The sequence below is a fragment of the Pseudomonas sp. JS3066 genome (genome assembly GCF_036328175.1).
Classification (GTDB): Bacteria; Pseudomonadota; Gammaproteobacteria; order Pseudomonadales; family Pseudomonadaceae; genus Metapseudomonas.
The window spans coordinates 2,000,613-2,021,395 of the sequence record NZ_CP143312.1; the positions used below are offsets into that span (position 1 = coordinate 2,000,613).

The following is a 20,783-nucleotide window of genomic DNA, read 5'->3' on the forward strand; positions in this document are numbered from 1 at the left end:
AGGTAGTTGAAAAAGGCCCGCTTGAGCGGGCCTTTTTTGCATCTCATGGCTGCTTCTTCCTGGCCGCAGCCAATTCCGCAGCGGCCTGAAGGCGCAGGCGCTCTTGCGGATTGAATCCTTCTTCCTCCAGGCGGTTGATCGCGGCCGTTTTGTCACTCTGGCTCAGCCCTTCACTGGCCTCGATACGCCCTTTCTCCTTCAGGTAGGCCTGTAACCGTTGCTGCCATTGCAGGCGCTGTTGGTCCAGGTTTTCCAGCCGTGCCGTCGCTTCGGCGCCCACCAGTTGCTGGCGGAGCTGGCGAACTTGCTCAGGGCTGCCGCCTGCCGCCTGGAGCGCCCCGACCTGGGCCCGAAGTTCGGCCTGCAGTTGGCTCGCGGCCAATGTTTGCATCTCTTCCGGCAAGGCTGCGCGTAGTTGGTCGATGGCTGCAGCTTTGGCGGCTGGTTCCATTCCTGTGTCTCGCTGGATGGCCAGGCGCTGCAGCGTGAAGGCGTTATAGGCCTCCTCGGTAGCGAAGAAGGCCTGATGGACATCGACGCTGAAGATGCGAGCGCGCAGAGCCTGTACTGCCGCTTCGCGATGACGCAGTGCGGTGATGTCGGCGAGTAGCGGCAGGTCGCGCTCCAGTTGCACGAGTTGGCGTTTGTAATCCAGGTATTGGTCGAGCAATGCCAAGGCCTGACCTCGCGCTGGTGCTTCCAGTTGCCCGGTAATGTGGCTTCTGAGGCGCTGAATGCTGCTGACCAGCGACTCTTCACCCTGGGTGCTGAGGAAGTAATCGAAGATGCGTCGGATGTCCTCGGTAATCAGCAGGTTGCCAGCCGCGTCGAGGTGAAAGCGCCCGTCCACCTCCGTCCCCGCCAGTGATCCGAGCTGGGGTGTGGTGCTGATCGCTCCGGCCAGAGGGCTTGGCAGCGCCTGCGAAGTGGTTACGGGGGAACTGGCTGGAGCTGCACTCATTGCATGCGCTGGTAAGACGCTAGGTGAAGCAGGTGCCGGTTTGCCGCCCCATTGCAACAGGATGGCCAGGGCGCCGGCGAAGGCGATGGGGAACAGTAGCAGGAGTTTTTTCACGGGGTCGCTCGGCAGTCTGGAGAGGTGCGGGGCCCGCAGGCCCCGCGAAGCGGGCTCAGAGCCCGTCGTTCTTCAGCCGGTTGGCCTGTTGACGATAGACGGTGGTCGGGTCGGTTTCGAACAGGCTGGTCAGCCCCAGGGTCTGATTGACTTCGTCCAGGTGGTTCATCCGGTAGTCGTCGCGAATGACTTTGCCCAGGTGTGAGCTGCAGCGACCTACCAGGCCGTCGTTGGCTTGGCCATTGAATGTGAGCGAACTGGCGCCAAGCAGGGTGTCACTGACATCCAGCACGTTGGTCAGTGGGCTGGTACCGCTCCAGGAGTAGTAGCGCACACCGTTGACCTGGTAGGCACCCTCGCCGCATGCGGTGGTCGGTAGGCCCTGCGGGAAGCGTGCGTTGAACGCAGCTGCGCCCTGGCTGTTGAGGGATTCCAGGGCACCAAGGGCGTTCTGCTGGAGGTCACTGTCGCTGCCGGAGAGGAAGTTAATCAGAGTGCCCAGGCCATTGACGATGCCCGCCAGCATTACTTCACCCGCGGAACCCGGAGGCACCTGGCGGATGAAGTCGGCAGTGGCGGAACCCTTGTGGGGCGCACCGACACTGGTAGCCGAAGCGACCAGTTCTGGGCGCACCGCTGCCACGTAGCGAATGGTCGGGCCGCCATGGCTATGGCCGATCAGGTTGACCTTGGGGCTGCCGCTGATGGCGACGATTTCTTCCACCTGTTCCAACAGTTCTTCGCCGCGCGCTTCGGTGGTGTTCAGCTGGCTGACTTCCGTGACATAGACGCGAGCGCCATCACGGCGCAAGGCAGAGGGAATGCCGTACCAGTAGTCGACGCCAAGGATGCTGTCGAAACCGAGCATGCCGTGGGTCAGTACGATCGGGTAACGGGTCTGGGTATAGCCGCTGGAACCGAACCAGAGGGCCTGTGCTTGCTCGGAGGCAGCGAGTCCGGTGGCAATACAAAGGGCGAGCAGGGTCTTGTTGTTCTTCATGTGCGCTCTCGATGTTGTGCGTGGGAGGGCCTGACTGCATTCCCTGGCGTGGCCACGCCCCTCCTGGGCGTGCACTTCAGGCAGGGCGGAGCGCAGGAACCATGCCATTCGCTACAAAATTCTGGCAGATGCTCTGGGTTAGGCTTTTCGCGGATGTTTACATCCGTTCACCCTAAGATGCCGACCAGTTTCCTGTTACTCAGCGAAACGTCAGGCTGGGGTCGAAGGCCGCAACGGCCATTGCCCGAGTGAGCGATAGCGGGTGCCTTTGGCTGTGTTTTCCGAGGCGAAGAGGGAAAACTCGGTGGCTGGCCAATCGAAGGTTGGGGTGCTTGCCGCTGGAAGACGCGGGCAATGGCGAGCCAGCGTCAGATGGGGCTTGAAGGGGCGGGTCTCAAGACTGAATCCGGCGCCCAGCAAATGCTCGCGCAGGTTGCGCTCCAGTTCGGTCAGTGCAGGCGGTATCCGACTGGGTGCCATATACAGCAGACCGTTTTTCCACCGCGCCAGGCGATCCAGGTGCAGGGTGAACGCCCTCGGTTCCAGGCTGGCCGCCAGGGCTTCCAGGGCTTCCACCTGTCCACGGGGTTGCGAGCCGAGGAAGGCGAGGGTGAGGTGAAGGTTGCCGGGTGCAACGGGTTTGCCGTCAACGGGGTTCCGGGCGCGCCAGTCGGCGATTTCGTGGGCCAACTGCGGGCAGCAGGGAAGGGCGAAGAACAGGCGCAGGGGCGGGGTGCTCATGGGCGTCTCGCGGGGCGTTGTGGTCGCCTTGACAGTATTGCGCGGGCTTCTCTAGGATGTCGCCCCATGCGCCGATTTAGTCAGCTACTTGCGGGGCGCAGAAGTCTTCAGAGGCTTCCAAATACCGCTAAAACGCTGGTTCGGTGTCGCCTCTCACCGCTGCCCAGCGGGACCTTACGAGGCGGAGACATGCACCATGACCTGTCCCCAACCCCTTCTCCGGCTAGCCCCGATCACCACCGGGCTGGTTTTGCGCAATCCGCGAATCCTGCTTGGCGGCTCGCACCAGCCAACGCTCCTTCGCTATCTCGAAGGCTGGCCCAAGCGCTGGGACCGACCGCGCAACTTCCTGATCCAGTTCGCTCGCGAAGGCGAGTCATTGGCTCGCTTTGCCAGCGACAGCTTCGACATGGCCGTGATCCAGGCGCCTTCGGCGAAGGAGCTGCCGGAAGTGCTCAGCCAGTTGGTGCGCGTGGCGCGGCAAGGCCTGATCACGCTGCGCTGACTGGTGTCAGGCCGACTCGTTTTGCAGAGCTACGGATAATCGATTTCAACCACGTACCAGGTCTTTTCCCCTGTTGGGGTGCTGACGCGGACTTCGGCGTCCAGCGGCTTTCCCACCAGAGCACGGGCCAGGGGAGAGTCGATGCTGATCAGGTTCTGCTTCAGATCGAATTCGTCCGGTCCGACTATGCGGTAGCGGGACTGCTCGCCATCGTCGTCTTCCAGGGTGACCCAGGCACCGAAGTAGACCTTGTCGGGGTCGGTCGGACGTTCGCGCACCACCTTGAGGTTTTCCAATCGCTTGGTGAGGAAGCGAACGCGACTGTCGATCTCCCGCAGCATCTTCTTGCCGTAGGTGTACTCGGCGTTCTCGGAACGGTCGCCCTGGGCGGCCGCTTCGCTCACGGCTTGCGTGACCTTGGGCCGGCGTACGTGCCAAAGCTCGTGAAGCTCGGCACGCAGGCGGGCCTCACCTTCCGGGGTGATCAAGGGTGTTCCGGCGGTGCGGGGAGGGCGGTAACGGCTCATGACGGTCCTGCGGGGTTTCGGAAATCGAAGCCTATCAAGCTTCGCGCAGGACCGTCAGTGGGCTGGCGTTGAGCGCGCGACGCGTCCCCATTACGCCTGCCGAGCCAACAAGTAGGGCGCCCAGCAATGGCAGCAGGAGCAGCCAGGGGTGGGGTTGCCATTGCAGGTCGAAAGCAAAGCGATAGAGCAAGGCGCTGACCAGTTCGCAACCGAGTGCAGCGAGCAGGCCGCTGCAGGCGCCGAGCAGGGCGAATTCCGCGCGTCGTGCTTTCAGCAGCAACTGGCGCTCGGCGCCCAGGGCGCGGAGCAGGGCGCCCTGGTGGATGCGCTCGTCCAGGGTCGATTGCAGCCCGGCGAATAGCACGGCAAGGCCGGCTGCGAGTACGAAGAGCAATACGAACTCTACTGCCAGGGTGACCTGGGCGAGGATGCTCCGCAGTTGCGCGAGTATGGCTTCCACCTGCAGCAGGGTCACCGCCGGGAACGCGCGGGACAACTCCACCAGGTCGCGGTCATGCCGCGGCGGCAAATAGAAGCTGGTGAGGTAGGTGACCGGGAGATCTGAGAGGGTGTCCGGCGCGAAGATCATGTAGAAGTTCGGCTGGAAGCTGTCCCAATCCACTTCGCGCAGGCTGGTCACCTCGGCGTCGCGCTGCAGGCCGCCGACGCTGAAGCTGAGCTTGTCACCCAATTTCAGGCCAAGGCTTTCGGCAAGCTTGGATTCAACCGAAACCCCCGGCAGTGCGGATTTTTCCAGGCCGCCCCACCAGTGTCCGGCTACCAGGCGATTGTCGCCCGGCAGCTCGGCAGACCATGTCAGGCTGAGGTCTCGCTGCACGGCGCGTTCGCCTTGGGAGTCCTTACTCACCAACTGGCGTACCGCTTCTCCGTTGATGGCTGTGAGTCGACCGGGCACCACCGGGTAAAGCGGCGAAGGGTGCGGCGACAGGCTGGCGAGGCGACTGGCAAAGGCGTCCTTCTCGGCGGGCAGCACATTTAGGGCGAAATGGTTGGGCGCGTTCACGGGTAGCTGGTTCTGCCAGGTGTCCAGCAGTTCCCCCCGGAGCAGCGCGATCAGTGCCATGGCCAGGAGAATCAGGCCGAAGGCCAGTGATTGGCCGGCCGCGGCCAGCGGGTAGCGCAGGAGTTGGCCGAGACCGAGGCGCCAGGGCAGGGTTGCGTTGGCCAGGGCCTTGCGCAGCCCCTTCAGTCCAGCCAGCAGCAGACCGCCCAGCAGCAGGGCCGCAATCAGGCCGCCACCGAGCAGGGCGATCGTCAATTTCAGGTCCAGGCTCAGGCGCCACATGATCAGACCAAGGGCCAGCAATGCTGCTCCATATATAAGCCAGGCACTCGGGGGGAGTGGCAGCAGGTCGCGGCGCAGGACGCGCAAAGGTGGCACACGGCCCAGTGCAGCCAGCGGCGGCAGGGCGAAGCCGGCCAGGGCGAGTAGGCCCGTGGCGATCCCGGCGAGCGCTGGTACCAGTCCGCCGGACGGAATCACAGCCGGCAGGAGTCCAGCGAGCAATTCGAACAGCGCAACTTGTGCCAACCAACCGAGCAGGGCGCCCAGTGCGCTGGCAACGAGCCCGAGCAGCGCCAGTTGCAGGCCGAATAAAAGGAGGGCTTCGCGGCGGGACAGGCCAAGGCAACGTAGCAGGGCGCTGGCGTCGTAACGACGTGCGGCGAATCGGGCGGCGGACAGCGCCACCGCGACGCCGGCGAGCAGCACGGCGGCAAGGCTGGCCAGGTTCAGGTAGCGTTCGGCGCGACCGAGCGCCCCTCCGATCTGGCGATTGCCTTGTCTGGCATCCTCCAGGCGTTGGTTCGCTTCCAGGTCGGGTTCGATCTCCGCCCGGTACTGTGCCAGCGCTTCATTTGGACCGCTCCACAGTTCCCGGTAGCGCACCCGGCTGCCGGGTTGAACGATGCCGGTGGCTCCAAGGTCGTCCAGGCTGATAAGTACCCGTGGGGTGAGGCTGTAGAAATCGCCTGCACGGTCGGGTTCGTAGGTGAGTACGCGCGTCAGGCGCAGGGTCTTCTGCCCGACATCGATGCTGTCGCCGGGCTTGAGGTCCAGCGTTGCGAAGAGCCTTGCTTCGGCCCAGGCCTCGCCCGATTTCGGGCCGCTGCCAGTGATTTCCTCCCCGTAAGGCTGCGCGGCGCTCTTCAATTCACCGCGCAGCGGATAGGCTGCGTCGGCGGCCTTGACGCTGGAAAGCTGGATGCCGTTGTCGGTGGCGATAACGCTGGAGAACTCCACTGCGCTGGCGTGTTTCAGACCGAGCCGCATGCCTCTTTCGACCTGCTCGGCGCTGGCTGGTGATGAGCCGCTGAGCAGGAGGTCGGCACCGAGAAACTCCGTGGCACGCAAGAGCATGGCGCCATTAAGGCGGGCGCTGAAGTAGCCGATGGCACTGCTGGCGGCAACGGCCACCAGCAAGGAGAAGAACAACACCCGCAGTTCGCCGCTGTGGGCGTCGCGCCACAGCTGGCGGGCAGCCATCGCCATAAGGCGGGCGAGTGGCAGACGCCGCATCAGGGTTCCACCTGTTCGACCAGGCGCCCACCTTCGAGGCGGATCAGGCGACGGCAGCGATGGGCCAGGCGTTCGTCGTGAGTTACCAGTACCAGGGTTGTGCCACGCTCTTGGTTGAGCTGGAAAAGCAGGTCGCTGATGCGCTCGCCGGTGTGACTATCTAGGTTGCCAGTGGGCTCGTCGGCGAACAGCACATCGGGTTCGGCGGCAAAGGCGCGAGCAATGGCGACTCGTTGCTGTTCGCCGCCGGAAAGCTGGCGTGGGTAATGGTTGAGACGCTGGCCCAGGCCGACCCGTTCGAGCAGGTGGCGGGCGCGGGTGCGCGCATCCCGATGGCCTTCCAGCTCCAGTGGCAGCATGACGTTTTCCAGGGCGTTGAGGTTGTCCAGCAACTGGAACGACTGGAAGACGAAACCAACATGCTCAGCTCGAACCCGCGCCCGCTGGTCTTCGTCGAGGCTCGACAGGGCGCATCCAGCCAAGTGCACTTCGCCGGAGCTGGGCAGGTCGAGTCCGGCGAGCAGGCCGAGGAGGGTAGATTTGCCGGAGCCGGAGCTGCCGACTATGGCCAGGCTGTCACCCTTGCGGAGGTCGAGCGAGAGGTCGTGAAGGATGATCAGCTCGCCTTCCGCGCTGGGAACCACTTTGCTAAGGTTCCGCGCATCGAGAATGCTTGCGCTCATGGAGAATCCAATGCGTGCCTGGTTGTTGGGCGGCTGCCTGTCACTGTTGCTGTTGGCGCAGGAGGCCATGGCGGGGACCTTGCTGGTCGTCGGCGATAGTATCAGCGCCGCTTTCGGGCTGGAATCCAGCCAAGGCTGGGTCGCTCTGCTGGAAAAGCGCCTCGCCGAGAAGGGTTACGAACAGCGTGTGGTGAATGCTTCGATCAGTGGCGACACCAGTGCTGGCGGGCTGTCCAGGCTTCCGGCACTACTGGCCGAACATAAGCCGGAACTGGTGATCATCGAGCTTGGTGGCAACGATGGGCTACGTGGCCAGCCACCTGCGCAATTGCAACAGAATCTTGCTGCCATGATCGACAGCGCCAAGGCGCAGGGCGCGTCCGTGCTGCTGCTCGGCATGCGTCTTCCGCCCAACTACGGTGCGCGCTATACGAATGCGTTCGCCAAGGTTTATAGCAGCCTGGCGACGGAGAAGCAGGTACCGCTGGTGCCCTTCTTCCTCGATGGGGTTGGGGGCGTGCCGGAGATGATGCAGGCCGATGGCCTTCATCCTCGCGCGCAGGCCCAGCCAAGGTTGCTGGATAACCTCTGGCCAACCCTGGAACCCATGCTCTGACGCTTTTCCCGCGGCTCGCTTTCGGCTAATGTTGCGCACCCTCCCTGGAGTCCTCCATGCCGCGCCCCGCCTGGTCCCTGTTTGGCTACAAAGTGATTGAGCCCGACGAGCAGCTCGACCTGTTTGCTTGCCGCGAGGTTCGCCTGCACCTGGTAGCGCGACAGCTTGAACTGGACGGTTTTGCTGATAGGACTCTCTGTGGCGGTTTGCTGCCGGCGCAACCGCGTTGGAGTAGTCTGGAACAAGAGTTGCTACGCGATCGGCGGCTGTGCTCCAACTGCCGTTCCACTCTCGAGGCTCACCGAAAGGGGCAGCACTCGGTCTGGTCGGAGGCCTGAGGGCTCCCGGCGCGCCTCGCGTCGGTGTAGAATTCCGAGTCTTTTAATCAGTCAATTTGCCAAGGATTCCCGGATGTTGCCGCGCTTTACAGCCGTCGCCCGCTCCCTGTCAGTAGCGTCCCTGCTGGTGGCGGGCCCTGTCGCAGCCCTTGAGCTGCCCCTGCCGCCGCCCGGCGAAGATATCGTCGGCCAGGTCCAGGTGATCAAGGCCAAGTACGAAGACACGTTCGCCGATATCGGCGTTGCCAATGACTTGGGTTATCTGGAGATGGTCGCCGCCAACCCTGGTGTCGATCCCTGGCTGCCCGGTGCTGGCACCGAGGTCATCCTGCCGACTCGCTACATCCTGCCGGCGGGACCGCGCGAAGGTATCGTGATCAACCTTGCCGAGTATCGGATGTACTACTTCCCGAAAGGGCAGAATGTGGTGCATACCTTCCCGCTGGGTATTGGTCGTGAAGGCTGGGGTTCGCCCATTGCGCACACCACCATAACCGCCAAGACCTCCAATCCGGCCTGGTATCCGCCGAAGTCGATTCGCGAAGAGCACGCAGCCGATGGCGATCCGCTTCCAACCGTGGTGCCGCCAGGTCCGGACAACCCCCTGGGTCCGTTCAAGTTCAATCTGGGCGTGCCGGGCTACCTGATCCACGGCTCGAACAAGAAGTTCGGCATTGGCATGCGCGTCAGCCATGGTTGCTTCCGCATGCTGAACAACAACGTCCTGGCGCTGGCCTCCATGGCGCCGGTGGGCACTCCGGTGCGCATCATCAACGAGCCCTACAAGTTCGGTGTCAGCGGCGGCAAGATCTACCTGGAAGCCCATGCTCCTCTGGATGATCATGGCGATCCGTCGGTGGTGGACAAGCACACTGCTGTGATCAACGCGCTACTGAAACGCGAGGATCTGGTCAATACCATCCGCCTGGATTGGGATGTCGTGCGCGAAGTGGTTGCGGCCGAAGACGGCCTGCCGGTGGAAATTGCAGAACCCAACTCGGCGGTTGCGGCGAGTACGCCGAATACCGAGCTCTAAGCTACCGGTTGTTTGAAGAAGGCCCGCTGAGCGAATCGCCAGCGGGCTTTTCTTTTGCCCGTGAATTGGCGATGCATCGGCTATTGGAAGTAAGCCGGAAAGAGAAGGGGTACAAAGTGCGGGCAATAAAAAAGCCGACCCAGCGAACTGGATCGGCTCTATAGCCCGAAAGCTATTACTTGCGGCTGGCTTTTTCCAGCATACGCAGGGCGCGCTCGTTAGCCTCGTCAGCGGTCTGCTGGGCTTTCTGAGCGGCGGCCAGAGCTTCGTCAGCCTTGCGGTAGGCTTCGTCAGCACGGGCTTGAGCGCGAGCAGCTGCGTCTTCAGTCGCAGTCAGACGAGCTTCGGTTTCTTTGGATACGCTGCTGCAACCGGTGGCCAGAACTGCGGCCAGAGCCAGAGCAGAGAATTTCAGAACGTTGTTCATCGTGTTCCCCTTAAGGTGGACATTTCCATAAAGCAATTCCCCGAGCTTGGGAAATTAGCCGGCGTACATACTACCCATAACTTGTAGTAAGTAAACTGACCTTGTGCAAGGCAGGCACATTTTTTTCAGCTTGCCGGCTAGTTCACGAGCAACTAACGAGGTCGCTGATCAAAAAACAGTCAGGCTGATTGTTCTTTGATCAGTCGAAATTCCAAGTGTAGGCCTTGGTCAGCGCTGTGGGCAGCTTCCCTCCCATAATCTGACAAGCGTTACCTTGGGCTGGGTCGAGGGCGTGCTCATGCTCGAATTCTGCATTGGAAATGGAACTTTTTCAGAGGACCGTGAATTATCACCTTCTATACAAAGAGCGGTCGTAGTAGTGGCCGTGGGCCGCTGATAAGCTTGCACGGCTTCCGATATCCGTAGCGAAGCGCAGACTTCAAGGACGTCACTATGTCGAAGATTCTCAAGTGGGGAGTGCTCTCGGTTCTGGCCGTGGGGTTGATCATCAAGTTGTCACTCTGGTGGTCGGTCAGATCGATCATGGATGACGCAATCAGCAAGTTGTCGCCGGTGATGGATATCACCTATGGGGGCATTACTTCTTCCTTCGATGGCCGGGTTGGCCTCGAAAACCTTCAACTTCGCGTTCCGGCTATGGGCGACAGCCTGAACGTGCAGCAGGCCGAACTGAAGTTCAAGAGCTTGCGCGAACTCCTCAGCTTCAAGGAGCGCCTTGCCGAGGGCAAGTTCCCCGAACAGATGGCGCTCAGCCTGAAGGGCATTGCACTGGAAGTGCACGGGCCGTTCATGCAGCAGCTGTACAACACTCCGGCTGAGCGCAGTGTATTCACTGCAATGAGCGAGGTTGCGTGCGGCACAGTGCGCAACATTGGCACAGACGAACTGCTGGAGATGGGGTATCGCACCCTGGAAACCGATGCCGAGTTCTCCTATCTGTTCCAGCCGGGTGCGCAGAAACTCAACCTGAACCTGACTTCCGATACCCGGGACATGGGCGAAGTGCGTCTCAGCCTGTCGTTGTCTAACATGTCGGAGGAGCCGGGCGACCTGCGGGTCAATCCGCCGCAACTTTCCAGCCTGATCCTCGAGTTGAATGACAACCAGTACCAGCGCAAGGTCCAGGAATTCTGCGCAAGTAAGCTCGGTCAGTCACCTGATGCGTATCTGAAGACCGCGGTCCAGCAGTTCGACACCGTACTGCGGAGCCAGAAGGTCGCCCTGGGGCAATCGATGCTGGATTCTTACGGTCGTTACCTGAAGGACCCGCAGTCGCTTCGTGTCGAACTTACGCCGAGTGAGGGCATGGCGTGGGATGGCCTGCAGTTCTTTGAGGCCAAGGATGTAGTGGCGATGCTGCGTCCGGCAGTGTTGGTGAACCAGGAATTGGTGCGGCCGGTCGAATTCACTTGGGTCGACCCGACGGCAGCGCGTAATGAGCCTGTCGCAATGGAGAAGATCAACGCGGAGCGGGAAAACGATGGCGATGGACGTGCCGCGCAGCAGTATGAGTTCGTCAATGTTGCCGACCTGCCGGGATATGCCGGCAAGCGGTTGCAGTTCATCACCTTCGATGGCGCCTATTACCAGGGTGTATTACACAAGGTGGAGAACGGGAAGGCGTACCTCAGCGTACAGTTCGGTTCTGGCACGGCAGAGATGTTCCTTCGGCTGGAAAAGATCGATAAGGTACGCGTAAGGTTTTAGATCCTCAGAGGAGTAGTGATGAGCGAGGCATTGTCCATCCACCATGACCAGGCAGGTCATCAGTTCGAGACCACCGTGGACGGTCATCGTGCATACCTGGCCTATATGGACCTGGGTAAACAGACGTTGGACATTTATCGCACTTTCGTGCCGAACGTCCTGCGCGGTCGCGGGATTGCCGCGGCATTGACTGAATCCGCCCTGGAATATGCCGAGGACCACGGCTACACCGTGATCCCATCCTGCTCCTACGTCGAACGTTATATCGAGCGACGCCAGCGTCAGTCCCAGCGCAACGGCTGAGTCGAAGCGCAATGAAAAACGCCGGGCAATTGCCCGGCGTTTTCGTTTACAGCTACCAATCAGCGCTGGCGCTTGGGCAGCACATCCTTGAGCTTGGCGTGCATGCTGCGAAGGGCTTTCTCGGTGGTTTCCCAGTCGATGCAGGCGTCGGTAATGGAAACGCCGTACTTCAGCTGGTCGAGGTCTTTCGGGATCGACTGGCTGCCCCAGCCCAGGTGGCTTTCCACCATCAGGCCGACGATGGAGTTGTTGCCTTCCAGGATCTGGTTGGCAACGTTGTCCATGACCAGAGGCTGCAGGGCCGGGTCCTTGTTGGAGTTGGCGTGGCTGCAGTCGACCATGATGTTGGGGCGAATTCGGGCCTTGGTCAGTTCCTGTTCGCAGATGGCGACGCTGACCGAGTCGTAGTTCGGCTTGCCGTTGCCGCCGCGCAGAACTACGTGGCCATAGGCGTTGCCCTTGGTGGTGACGATGGAGACGCCACCTTCCTGGTTAATGCCGAGGAAACGGTGCGGGCTGGAAACCGATTGCAGAGCGTTGATCGCTACGGTCAGGCTTCCGTCGGTGCCATTCTTGAATCCGACCGCAGACGAAAGGCCGGAAGCCATTTCGCGGTGCGTCTGGGATTCAGTGGTACGGGCGCCGATAGCCGACCAGCTGATCAGGTCCTGCAGGTACTGCGGGGAGATCGGGTCCAGGGCCTCGGTGGCGGTGGGCAGGCCTTTTTCGGCCAGGTCTCGCAGCAGTTGGCGGCCGATATGCAGGCCGTCCTGGATCTTGAAGGAGTCGTCGAGGTAGGGGTCGTTGATCAGACCTTTCCAGCCGACGGTGGTGCGCGGCTTCTCGAAGTACACGCGCATTACCAGGAAGAGGGTATCGGACACTTCGGCGGCCAGGACCTTGAGGCGGTCGGCATACTCGTGAGCGGCCTTGATGTCGTGGATGGAGCAGGGGCCCACGACCACGAACAGGCGATGGTCCTTGCCATCGAGGATATTGCGGACCACCTGGCGGCCGTTGGCGACGGTATCCAGGGCTCCATCGGTCAGGGGAATTTCGCGCTTCAACTGCTCCGGCGTGATCAGGGTCTCGTTGGAGGCAACGTTAAGGTCGTCGATCTGTAAATCAGCCATCGTGCTTTTCATCGTTCAGGGTCGTCAGGTCACGGGTGCCGGCCGCCAGCGATCCCCGTTTGGCGGAGAGCACAGCAGTAAAAACGCGGCGGGGACGGGAACCTTAACGCTTTCCACGTAACCTCGACAATGGCGAATGCATGCGCCGAACGTGGAATTGGCACGAATTCAGACGGGGGCGAAGTCGGCTGCGTGCAGGGCGATCCATTCCTGCGCCACCGCTTCTGGTGCCAGGGCATGGCCAACCGTTTCCTCGCGCTGCCTGCGGTACTGTTCTATCAGGCAGATCTGCTCGACCATCCGTGCGCGGAACATGTTCTCTTCATCGGTGAACGCGATGCCGATCATGTAGTCATCGACCTGCTTGCGGCACCAGACAACGGTTCCGGAAATGCGTGCCTGGTCGCCCAGCAACGGGATGCACAGTTCGATAGAGGTGCCGCGCCGGAACGCCCGTACGGAGTTGCATGCCACCCCACCCAGGCTGATATCGTGCAGCCGCTGCAGGGGCATGTGCCTGCCCTTGCGTGGAACCAGCTCCACGGGCATTTCCGTGGGGTGACGCAGGAATTGACGCATGACCGCGAACTCCAGAAGCCTCGAACCCGGCATCGCACCAGAAACTATAGTGCCCGAGGTGGAATTGACCGACTTCGATGCCGATCACTCTCTGCTCGATCTCCCCGGCATTTCACTGGTCATTTTCACCAGTGTCGGCTGCGCCAGTTGTCGCTGGGCTCGCGAGCATCTGCCGGGAGCCGGGCTGCCGGTGGACCGATTGTGCTGGATCGATGCCGGCAATAATGGTGGGCTGGTCGAGCGCTATGAGGTATTCCACCTGCCTGCGTTGTTCGTGGTTCGAAATGGCAACTTCCATGGCGCGCTGCACTCCAGCCTGCGGCGCGACGATCTGACAAAAGCCCTGGAGCGGGTATTGGCCCGGCCGGCAGAGGAGCTTCCTTAAATGAGTACAAGCAAACCGCGTATCGGCATTATCGGTACCGGCGCCATCGGCGGCTTTTATGGTGTGATGCTGGCCCGTGCCGGCTTTGATGTGCACTTCCTGCTGCGCAGCGAATACGACGCCGTCGTCGCACGTGGTCTGCAACTGAACAGCGCGGTGCATGGCGCTCAGGCGCTGTTCCCTGCCCAGGCTTACCGTGATGCGGCTGAAATGCCCGCCTGCGACTGGTTGCTGGTAGGCGCCAAGACCACCAGCAATGCCGCGCTGTCGCCGATCATCGCCCAGGTTGCCGCGCCGGGCGCGAAGGTGGTGCTGCTGCAGAACGGCCTGGCGGTGGAGGACGAACTGCGTCGTCTGCTGCCAAGCTCGCTGCATTTGCTTGGCGGCCTCTGCTACATCTGCGTCCACCGCTCGGCACCAGGGGTGATCGAGCACCAGTCTCTGGGGGCGGTGAACCTCGGCTATCACTCTGGCCCGGCGGTCGACGAAGCGGAGCGCCAGGCGCTGACGGAGGAGGGCTCCGGCCTGTTCAAGGCTGCCGGAATCGACTCGGCGGCAGTCGCCAACCTGGACCAGGCGCGTTGGCAAAAGCTGGTCTGGAACGTGCCCTACAACGGTTTGTCGGTACTGCTGGATGCTGGCACCACGGCGCTCATGAGCAACACCGATACACGTGAACTGATCCAGGCGATCATGCAGGAAGTGGTGGATGCGGCTACTGCCATCGGGCATCGCATCCCGGACAACTTCGCCGCCAAGCTGCTGGCTTCAACCGATCGCATGCCCGACTACTTGCCCAGCATGTACCACGACTTCGTGCAGAAACGCCCGCTTGAACTCGGCGCCATATATGAAGCTCCTCTTGCTGCGGCTGCTGCAGTCGGGTTCGAGATGCCGCGTATCCGTGCGCTCTATCAGGCGCTACGCTTCATCGATGCACGCAATCAGGGTTGAGAGGACGGACCTTCATGGGCAAGGGGCTGGGTGACAAGCTGGTACTGGCGATCTCTTCGCGGGCACTGTTCGACCTGGACGAAAGCCACCGGGTCTACGAGGCAGAAGGCATAGAAGCCTACCGCCAGTACCAGATCGACCATGAAGACGAAGTGCTGGCTCCTGGCGATGCCTATCCGCTGGTGGAGAAACTGCTTGGCCTGAACGAACAGTTGGGCCAGCAGCGGGTCGAGGTCATCCTGGTGTCGCGCAACAGCGCCGACACCGGGCTGAGGGCCTTCAACTCCATCCAGCACTACGGTCTTGGCATCTCCCGCGCTGCCTTTGTCGGCGGGCGCAGTCCCGAGCCGTATCTGCGCGCCTTCGGTTGCCACCTGTTCCTGTCCACCCATGCCGAAGATGTGCGTCGCGCCCTGCAGACGGGCTACGCCGCCGCCACCATTCTCTCTGGCGGTCCGCGCCGCGCCGCGAGCAATGAGCTGCGCATCGCCTTCGATGGAGATGCGGTGCTGTTTTCCGACCATTCCGAGCGTATCTACCAGAGTGGCGGCCTCGAAGCCTTCCAGGCCCACGAGCGCGATTCGGCGCGCGAACCTCTGGATGGAGGGCCCTTCAAGCCTTTCCTTTCGGCGCTGAACCGGTTGCAGCAGGAGTTCCCGCCGGAAGCCTGTCCGATTCGCACGGCGTTGGTAACCGCGCGCTCCGCGCCGGCGCATGAGCGGGTCATCCGCACCCTGCGCGACTGGGACATTCGTCTGGATGAATCCTTCTTCCTCGGCGGGTTGGAAAAGGCCGCCATCCTCGAAACCTTTGGCGCAGATGTGTTCTTCGACGACCAGGCCGGACACTGCGAAAAGGCCCGCGATGTAGTGGCTACCGGGCATGTTCCCCACGGTGTGAGCAACGAACCGCAGTTCTGATCGGATTCCTTACGAGAGTTGCCAGCAGGCTCCGCAATCGGCCTGGAAAGCCATTTGTGGCTAGCACGCTTCAGCGCGGTCCAATGGTCTTTGTGCCGCGCCGGCCGGTCGCTCGACGACTTTTCCTACAGAACCTAAGCTCTGGTGAGGCCAGCCAAGCATGGCAGTAGGAGGCCTCATGATTCGCTCCATTCTCTATGCCACGGACCTCGGTCTCTATGCCCCATATGTTCTGCAGCACGCCTTGTCTCTCGCTCGCGCCTACAACGCCCAATTGTATGTAGTTCATGCGGTGGAGCCCCTTGGGCTGTTCGCCGAATCGGTTCTGCAGACCTACCTTGACGACGCCACCCTCAAGGAGCTGCGGGCCAAGGGGCTGGGCACCGTGATGTCGAGTATCGAGCAGCGGGTGCTGGAGGGGTTTCGCGATGAAATGGGCGAGGCGGTCCAGGACCTGGACATGATCCGCGCGGTGCGGGTGGTTCAGGGGGATCCGCCGCTGGTCATACTCGAAGAAGTGCAGAAGCTCTCGGTGGACCTGCTCGTAGTAGGTAGCCACAGCCACGGGACTTCGCTGGATACACCGCTGGGCCGTACCGCTGCCAGATTGGTGCAACTTTCAGAGGTGCCGGTGTATCTGGTGCCAATGCTCCAGCATCGCGGGCGCAACGACTTCTGATCACCGCTGGTCGCGGGTTGTGCAAAGCGCAAAAAAACGTCTAGTTTTATTCAGCAAACCATTAATATGGTTATAAACGCCGCCGACATCCTGCGGCGTAATCGCTTTGAGGATTGCCTATGAAGCTCCAGCAATTGCGCTACATCTGGGAAGTAGCGCACCACGACCTTAACGTGTCCGCTACTGCCCAAAGCCTCTACACCTCGCAGCCGGGCATCAGCAAGCAGATCCGTCTGCTGGAAGACGAGCTGGGCGTCGAGGTTTTCGCGCGAAGCGGCAAGCACCTCACTCGAGTCACTCCGGCCGGTGAGCGCATCATCACCACCGCCGGCGAAATCCTGCGCAAGGTCGAGAGCATCAAGCAGATTGCCCAGGAGTTCTCCAACGAGAAGAAAGGCACCTTGTCCATTGCCACCACCCATACCCAGGCGCGCTATGCACTGCCGCCGGTGATCGGTGGATTCATCAAGCAGTACCCCGACGTTGCCCTGCACATGCACCAGGGGACGCCCATGCAGATCGCAGAGATGGCTGCCGATGGCACTGTCGATTTCGCCATCGCCACCGAAGCCCTGGAGTTCTTCGGTGACCTGGTGATGATGCCGTGCTACCGCTGGAACCGCTGCGTCATCGTTCCCCAAGGCCACCCGCTGGCCAAGCTGCCCAAGCTGACCCTCGAAGCACTTGCTGAACATCCCATCGTGACCTACGTGTTCGGCTTTACCGGCCGCTCCAAGCTGGATGAAGCGTTCAGCCATCGTGGCCTGACCCCCAAGGTCGTGTTCACCGCTGCCGACGCTGACGTGATCAAGACTTATGTACGCCTGGGGCTGGGCGTGGGCATCGTCGCGAAAATGGCGGTGGATCCCAAGCTCGATAGCGACCTGGTGGTGCTGGACGCCAGTGAACTGTTCGAAGCGAGCGTGACCAAGATCGGATTCCGTCGCGGCACCTTCCTGCGCGGCTTCATGTGTGACTTCATCGAGAAGTTCGCCCCGCACCTGACCCGCGATGTCCAGGCCAGGGCCGTGCAGTGTCATAACAAGGCGGAGCTGGACGAGCTGTTCCACGACGTGGAGCTGCCGACCTACTAAGGGTCAGGGCAAGGAAAAAGCCCGGCTATTGCCGGGCTTCTTTCTGGGCGGTACACAGGAGTTACGACGCTGGATGCTGTTGGGTTTCTCTTTGCTCTGCCGCAACCCACCTGCACGCCAAGAGGGCTGTAGGTTGGGCTGAGCTCCGCGAAGCCAAACACCCTGCTGGGCTACGAGGATGGGTTGGAGGAGGGCTGCAACACATCGCGCAGAAAGGCGAGGAATACGGTGTAGACCTGCTCCCGGCCATCGTCGTGGCGCACCACGAAGAACGGTGCAGTGTCCACGCCGTAATGCTGCGCTGCCATCCAGCCGGCACTACCCGGGTTGCGCTCGTCGGCCACCAGGATGCGGTCTATCCGCTCCAGATGGCCCCCGCGTTCCAGGTGCACCATCACATCCCGGCATTTGCGGCAGTCCTGGCCATCGGCGAGGACTTTCTTCACCAGGGTGATGCGCATGGCTCAGGCCTTGCTGATCAGGTTGCCGGCGTGCAGGCCGCATTCCTTCTGGGTGGCTTCCTCCCACCACCAGCGCCCTTCGCGCTCGTGCTGGTTCGGCAGTACCGGGCGGGTGCAGGGCTCGCAGCCGATGCTGATGAAACCGCGCTCGTGCAGTGGATTGTAGGGAATCTCCAGCATTCGGATGTAGGCCCAGACTTCTTCGCTGCTCATCTGCGCCAGCGGGTTGAACTTGTACAGCGGCTTTTCCGGGGTTGAGAAGGCGCCGTCCACTTCCAGTACGGCCACCTGGGAACGGGTGCCCGGGCTCTGATCGCGACGCTGGCCGGTGGCCCAGGCTGTCACGGTGGAGAGCTTGCGGCGCAGCGGTTCGATCTTGCGGATGCCGCAGCATTCGCCATGACCGTCCTTGAAGAAGCTGAACAAGCCCTTTTCCTTGACGAAGGGTTCCAGCAGGCGCGGGTCCGGCGATAGCACCTCGATGGCGATGCCATAGTGTTCGCGCACCTGCTCGATGAAGCGGTAGGTTTCCGGATGCAGACGGCCGGTATCCAGGCTGAATACCTTGACGTTCTTGTTCAGCTTCCAGGCCATGTCCACGAGGACCACGTCCTCGGCGCCGCTGAAGGAAATCCACAGGTCGTCGCCGAAATGCTCGAAGGCGAGCTTGAGGATGTCCTGGGGGGACTTGCTGGCGTAAGCCGTCGCCAGTGCGACGACGTCGAAGGGGTGGCTCATCAGGCAGGCTTCCTTTTAGGGGTGGCGCTGGGCGCGCTCTATGGCGGGCATCTTAACAAAGGGGAGTTATGCTCCTAAATAACCATCAGGAAGTACCACTGCTGCGTTTGGATATAAGGGCTGCGTTGCACGGTATCTGTCGAGTCGCTAGAGTGCCGCCTCCAATCAAAAAGCCATGCGGGGAAATTGCTCGTGGAAATCGCCTGTCTCGACCTTGAAGGTGTACTGGTTCCGGAAATCTGGATCGCTTTCGCGGAAAAAACCGGAATCGAAGCGCTGAAGGCGACTACCCGGGACATTCCGGACTACGACGTGCTGATGAAGCAGCGCCTGCGCATCCTCGACGAGCACGGCCTGAAGCTCGCCGACATCCAGGAAGTGATCGCTGCCCTGAAGCCGCTGGAAGGCGCCGTCGAGTTCGTCGACTGGCTGCGCGAGCGCTTCCAGGTCGTCATCCTCTCCGACACCTTCTACGAGTTCTCCCAGCCGCTGATGCGTCAACTGGGCTTCCCGACCCTGCTCTGCCATCGCCTGATCACCGACGAGACCGATCGTGTGGTGGATTACCAGCTGCGCCAGAAGGACCCCAAGCGCCAGTCCGTGCTGGCCTTCAAGAGCCTCTATTACCGTGTGATCGCGGCTGGCGACTCCTACAACGACACCACCATGCTCAGCGAAGCTCATGCTGGTATCCTGTTCCATGCGCCGGAAAATGTAATCCGCGAGTTCCCGCAGTTCCCGGCGGTGCACACCTACGAAGACCTCAAGCGCGAGTTCATCAAGGCCTCCAACCGTCAGTTGAGCCTCTGAATCCTGCCTATGAAAAAGCCCGCGAAAGCGGGCTTTTTCATTCCCTCGCCCTCTGGAATAGGGTTGGGGGGAGGGGCCGTCTGCTGGCACGGTGCCAATTCGGTTCGCGAATGAATTCTTCCCCCACAGGTTTTAATCTCCCAACCTCTCCAGCGTCTGCATCAACACCTTCACCTTGGTGATTGACTCACGGTATTCCTCCTGCCAGTCGGAGTCGGCGACGATGCCTCCGCCACCCCAGCAACTGGCCCGACCGTCTTTCACCAGCACGGTGCGGATGGCGATGGAACTGTCCAGTTCGCCGCGAACGTCCAGGTAAAGCAGGGACCCGCAATAGATCGAGCGGCGAGTGGGCTCCAGCTCGTCGATGATCTGCATGGCGCGAATCTTCGGGGCGCCGGTGATCGAGCCGCCGGGAAAACTGCCAGTGATCAGGTCCAGTGCATCCTTGTCTGCCGCCAGGCGGCCGGTGATGGCGCTGACCAGGTGATGGACGTTGGGGTAGCTCTCCAGGGCGAACAGCTCAGGCACTCGTACCGAACCTATGGCACAGCTGCGTCCGAGGTCATTACGCAGCAGGTCGACGATCATCAGGTTCTCCGCGCGGTCCTTGCGGCTGGCCAGTAGCTCCTCGGCCTGGATGCGGTCTTCCTCCGGTGTCTGGCCGCGCGGTCGGGTGCCCTTGATCGGGCGGGTTTCCACCATGCCCTGGCTGACCTTGATGAAACGCTCCGGCGACAGGCTGAGGATGGCGCCGCCATCGTTCAGCGCCTGGTAGCCGGCGAACGGCGTCGGGCAGGCCGCGCGCAATGCCTGGTAGGCGGACCAGGGATCGCCCTCACAGTGTGCCTGGAAGCGCTGGGTGAAATTCACCTGGTAACAGTCGCCGGCCTGGATATAGGCCTGCACCCGTTCGATGGCGTCGCGGTACTGGCCCTGGTCGAGGTTGGCCTGGAAGGGCGCGTGCAGGCGGAATGGGGCGGATGCCGATTCGGCAGGCTCGCTGAACAGGGCGATCAGGCGTGCGCGCTCGGCTTGCGCAAGGCTGGGGTGGAACACCAGTTGGCTGGTGCGCAGTTGATGATCGCTGACCAGCGCCCAGGCATAGAGGCCCAACTGGGCGTCGGGCAATTGCAGGTCATCGATGGCCGCTTCCGGCAGTTGCTCCACCCTGCGGCCGAAGTCATAGGCCAGGTAGCCGATCAGGCCGCCGACGAACGGCAGTTCGATTCCCGCAGGCAGGCTCGCCTCGCCGAGGCTGGCCAGAGCCTTCCGCAGGCGATGGGCGAAGTCGTTGGCCGATTCGCCCGGCGCTGCTGCAAATGCTGCCAATGGCCAGGCGCTGAATAGGTCATAGCGTCCACGCTCGGCGACCGGTCGGCCGGCGTCCAGCAACACGGCGCCGGGGGCCTGGCGGACTCGGGCGAAGCGTTCGCAGGGAGATTCCTGATAGGGAAGAGCGTGTAAATGACAGTCAGGCATGGGGGCGGCGCGGGCTGAATGCAGGAGCGG

The 20,783-nt window shown here is 61.9% G+C and carries 24 protein-coding genes; 12 read left to right on the forward strand and 12 right to left on the reverse strand.

Annotation, left to right across the window (positions count from 1 at the left end):
• Nucleotides 1-43 precede the first annotated feature (43 nt).
• The 3 genes from SA496_RS09365 to thpR form a co-directional block, all read right to left on the reverse strand.
• The gene (locus SA496_RS09365) at nucleotides 44-1,075 is read right to left on the reverse strand and encodes a lipase secretion chaperone (RefSeq protein WP_330115315.1); all 1,032 of its coding nucleotides are present in this window, start codon (nucleotides 1,073-1,075) and stop codon (nucleotides 44-46) included.
• Nucleotides 1,076-1,130: 55 nt separating this feature from the next.
• Entirely contained in the window at nucleotides 1,131-2,075 is a 945-nt protein-coding gene (locus SA496_RS09370) for a triacylglycerol lipase (protein ID WP_120651479.1), read from the reverse strand.
• A 210-nt stretch (nucleotides 2,076-2,285) separates the two neighbouring features.
• Nucleotides 2,286-2,816: an RNA 2',3'-cyclic phosphodiesterase gene (gene thpR / locus SA496_RS09375; RefSeq protein WP_153920273.1), complete on the reverse strand. Its 531-nt coding sequence runs from the start codon at nucleotides 2,814-2,816 to the stop codon at nucleotides 2,286-2,288.
• 196 nt (nucleotides 2,817-3,012) lie between these two features.
• Here thpR and SA496_RS09380 point away from each other — a divergent pair, with 196 nt between their 5' ends.
• Entirely contained in the window at nucleotides 3,013-3,321 is a 309-nt protein-coding gene (locus SA496_RS09380; RefSeq protein WP_120651477.1) for a class I SAM-dependent methyltransferase, read from the forward strand.
• Between the two features lie 29 nt (nucleotides 3,322-3,350).
• Here SA496_RS09380 and greB read toward each other — a convergent pair whose 3' ends face one another.
• From greB to SA496_RS09395, 3 genes are read right to left on the reverse strand one after another with little or no spacing between them, the layout of a single operon-like run.
• On the reverse strand, nucleotides 3,351-3,848 hold the full coding sequence (gene greB / locus SA496_RS09385; protein WP_120651476.1) for a transcription elongation factor GreB: 498 nt from the start codon (nucleotides 3,846-3,848) through the stop codon (nucleotides 3,351-3,353).
• A gap of 34 nt (nucleotides 3,849-3,882) precedes the next feature.
• Entirely contained in the window at nucleotides 3,883-6,387 is a 2,505-nt protein-coding gene (locus SA496_RS09390; RefSeq protein WP_330115316.1) for an ABC transporter permease, read from the reverse strand.
• Nucleotides 6,387-7,070: an ABC transporter ATP-binding protein gene (locus SA496_RS09395; protein WP_120651474.1), complete on the reverse strand. Its 684-nt coding sequence runs from the start codon at nucleotides 7,068-7,070 to the stop codon at nucleotides 6,387-6,389. The genes SA496_RS09390 and SA496_RS09395 overlap by 1 nt, the downstream gene beginning before the upstream one ends.
• A gap of 10 nt (nucleotides 7,071-7,080) precedes the next feature.
• On the opposite strand from SA496_RS09395, the gene SA496_RS09400 reads away from it, so the two are divergent.
• The 3 genes from SA496_RS09400 to SA496_RS09410 all read left to right on the forward strand — a co-directional run bounded on the left by SA496_RS09400 (nucleotide 7,081) and on the right by SA496_RS09410 (nucleotide 9,060).
• Entirely contained in the window at nucleotides 7,081-7,686 is a 606-nt protein-coding gene (locus SA496_RS09400) for an arylesterase (RefSeq protein WP_120651473.1), read from the forward strand.
• A gap of 56 nt (nucleotides 7,687-7,742) precedes the next feature.
• Complete coding sequence (locus SA496_RS09405) at nucleotides 7,743-8,024, forward strand: hypothetical protein (protein ID WP_120651472.1); 282 nt, start codon at nucleotides 7,743-7,745, stop codon at nucleotides 8,022-8,024.
• Between the two features lie 73 nt (nucleotides 8,025-8,097).
• A complete protein-coding gene (locus tag SA496_RS09410; protein ID WP_120651471.1) occupies nucleotides 8,098-9,060 on the forward strand; it encodes a L,D-transpeptidase family protein in 963 nt (320 codons plus the stop codon).
• A 175-nt stretch (nucleotides 9,061-9,235) separates the two neighbouring features.
• Here SA496_RS09410 and oprI read toward each other — a convergent pair whose 3' ends face one another.
• Entirely contained in the window at nucleotides 9,236-9,487 is a 252-nt protein-coding gene (gene oprI, locus SA496_RS09415) for an outer membrane lipoprotei OprI (RefSeq protein ID WP_003448337.1), read from the reverse strand.
• 453 nt (nucleotides 9,488-9,940) lie between these two features.
• Between oprI and SA496_RS09420 the strand changes: the two genes are divergently transcribed.
• Nucleotides 9,941-11,215, forward strand: coding sequence for a hypothetical protein (locus SA496_RS09420; protein WP_330115317.1), 1,275 nt, complete (start codon nucleotides 9,941-9,943; stop codon nucleotides 11,213-11,215).
• Between the two features lie 18 nt (nucleotides 11,216-11,233).
• Nucleotides 11,234-11,518, forward strand: a complete 285-nt coding sequence (locus SA496_RS09425; RefSeq protein ID WP_120651469.1) for a GNAT family N-acetyltransferase — start codon at nucleotides 11,234-11,236, stop codon at nucleotides 11,516-11,518.
• Nucleotides 11,519-11,577: 59 nt separating this feature from the next.
• Here SA496_RS09425 and SA496_RS09430 read toward each other — a convergent pair whose 3' ends face one another.
• Nucleotides 11,578-12,651, reverse strand: a complete 1,074-nt coding sequence (locus SA496_RS09430) for a 3-deoxy-7-phosphoheptulonate synthase (RefSeq protein WP_120651468.1) — start codon at nucleotides 12,649-12,651, stop codon at nucleotides 11,578-11,580.
• A 168-nt stretch (nucleotides 12,652-12,819) separates the two neighbouring features.
• Nucleotides 12,820-13,230 (reverse strand): PilZ domain-containing protein, encoded by a 411-nt coding sequence (locus SA496_RS09435; RefSeq protein ID WP_330115318.1) that lies wholly within the window; start codon nucleotides 13,228-13,230, stop codon nucleotides 12,820-12,822.
• On the opposite strand from SA496_RS09435, the gene SA496_RS09440 reads away from it, so the two are divergent.
• The 5 genes from SA496_RS09440 (at nucleotide 13,229) to cysB (ending at nucleotide 17,262) form a co-directional block, all read left to right on the forward strand.
• Complete coding sequence (locus tag SA496_RS09440; RefSeq protein WP_330115319.1) at nucleotides 13,229-13,615, forward strand: thioredoxin family protein; 387 nt, start codon at nucleotides 13,229-13,231, stop codon at nucleotides 13,613-13,615. The two genes, SA496_RS09435 and SA496_RS09440, sit on opposite strands and share 2 nt — an antisense overlap.
• Entirely contained in the window at nucleotides 13,616-14,569 is a 954-nt protein-coding gene (locus SA496_RS09445) for a putative 2-dehydropantoate 2-reductase (protein ID WP_120651465.1), read from the forward strand.
• 14 nt (nucleotides 14,570-14,583) lie between these two features.
• Nucleotides 14,584-15,489 (forward strand): 5'-nucleotidase, encoded by a 906-nt coding sequence (locus SA496_RS09450; protein ID WP_153920276.1) that lies wholly within the window; start codon nucleotides 14,584-14,586, stop codon nucleotides 15,487-15,489.
• 178 nt (nucleotides 15,490-15,667) lie between these two features.
• Nucleotides 15,668-16,168: a universal stress protein gene (locus SA496_RS09455; RefSeq protein ID WP_120651463.1), complete on the forward strand. Its 501-nt coding sequence runs from the start codon at nucleotides 15,668-15,670 to the stop codon at nucleotides 16,166-16,168.
• Between the two features lie 119 nt (nucleotides 16,169-16,287).
• Nucleotides 16,288-17,262, forward strand: coding sequence for an HTH-type transcriptional regulator CysB (cysB, locus tag SA496_RS09460; RefSeq protein ID WP_120651462.1), 975 nt, complete (start codon nucleotides 16,288-16,290; stop codon nucleotides 17,260-17,262).
• Nucleotides 17,263-17,432: 170 nt separating this feature from the next.
• Here the strand turns inward: cysB and SA496_RS09465 are convergent, their stop codons facing one another.
• Both SA496_RS09465 and SA496_RS09470 read right to left on the reverse strand, forming a co-directional pair.
• Nucleotides 17,433-17,723 carry a hypothetical protein gene (locus SA496_RS09465; protein ID WP_330115320.1) on the reverse strand — a complete coding sequence of 97 codons (291 nt, stop codon included), beginning with the start codon at nucleotides 17,721-17,723 and terminating at the stop codon, nucleotides 17,433-17,435.
• 3 nt (nucleotides 17,724-17,726) lie between these two features.
• Nucleotides 17,727-18,461, reverse strand: a complete 735-nt coding sequence (locus SA496_RS09470; protein WP_120651460.1) for a phosphoadenylyl-sulfate reductase — start codon at nucleotides 18,459-18,461, stop codon at nucleotides 17,727-17,729.
• 192 nt (nucleotides 18,462-18,653) lie between these two features.
• Between SA496_RS09470 and thrH the strand changes: the two genes are divergently transcribed.
• Complete coding sequence (thrH, locus tag SA496_RS09475; RefSeq protein WP_330115321.1) at nucleotides 18,654-19,271, forward strand: bifunctional phosphoserine phosphatase/homoserine phosphotransferase ThrH; 618 nt, start codon at nucleotides 18,654-18,656, stop codon at nucleotides 19,269-19,271.
• A gap of 132 nt (nucleotides 19,272-19,403) precedes the next feature.
• On the opposite strand, the gene pabB is transcribed toward thrH, so the two are convergent.
• The gene (gene pabB / locus SA496_RS09480) at nucleotides 19,404-20,753 is read right to left on the reverse strand and encodes an aminodeoxychorismate synthase component I (protein ID WP_330115322.1); all 1,350 of its coding nucleotides are present in this window, start codon (nucleotides 20,751-20,753) and stop codon (nucleotides 19,404-19,406) included.
• Between the last annotated feature and the right edge of the window lie 30 nt (nucleotides 20,754-20,783).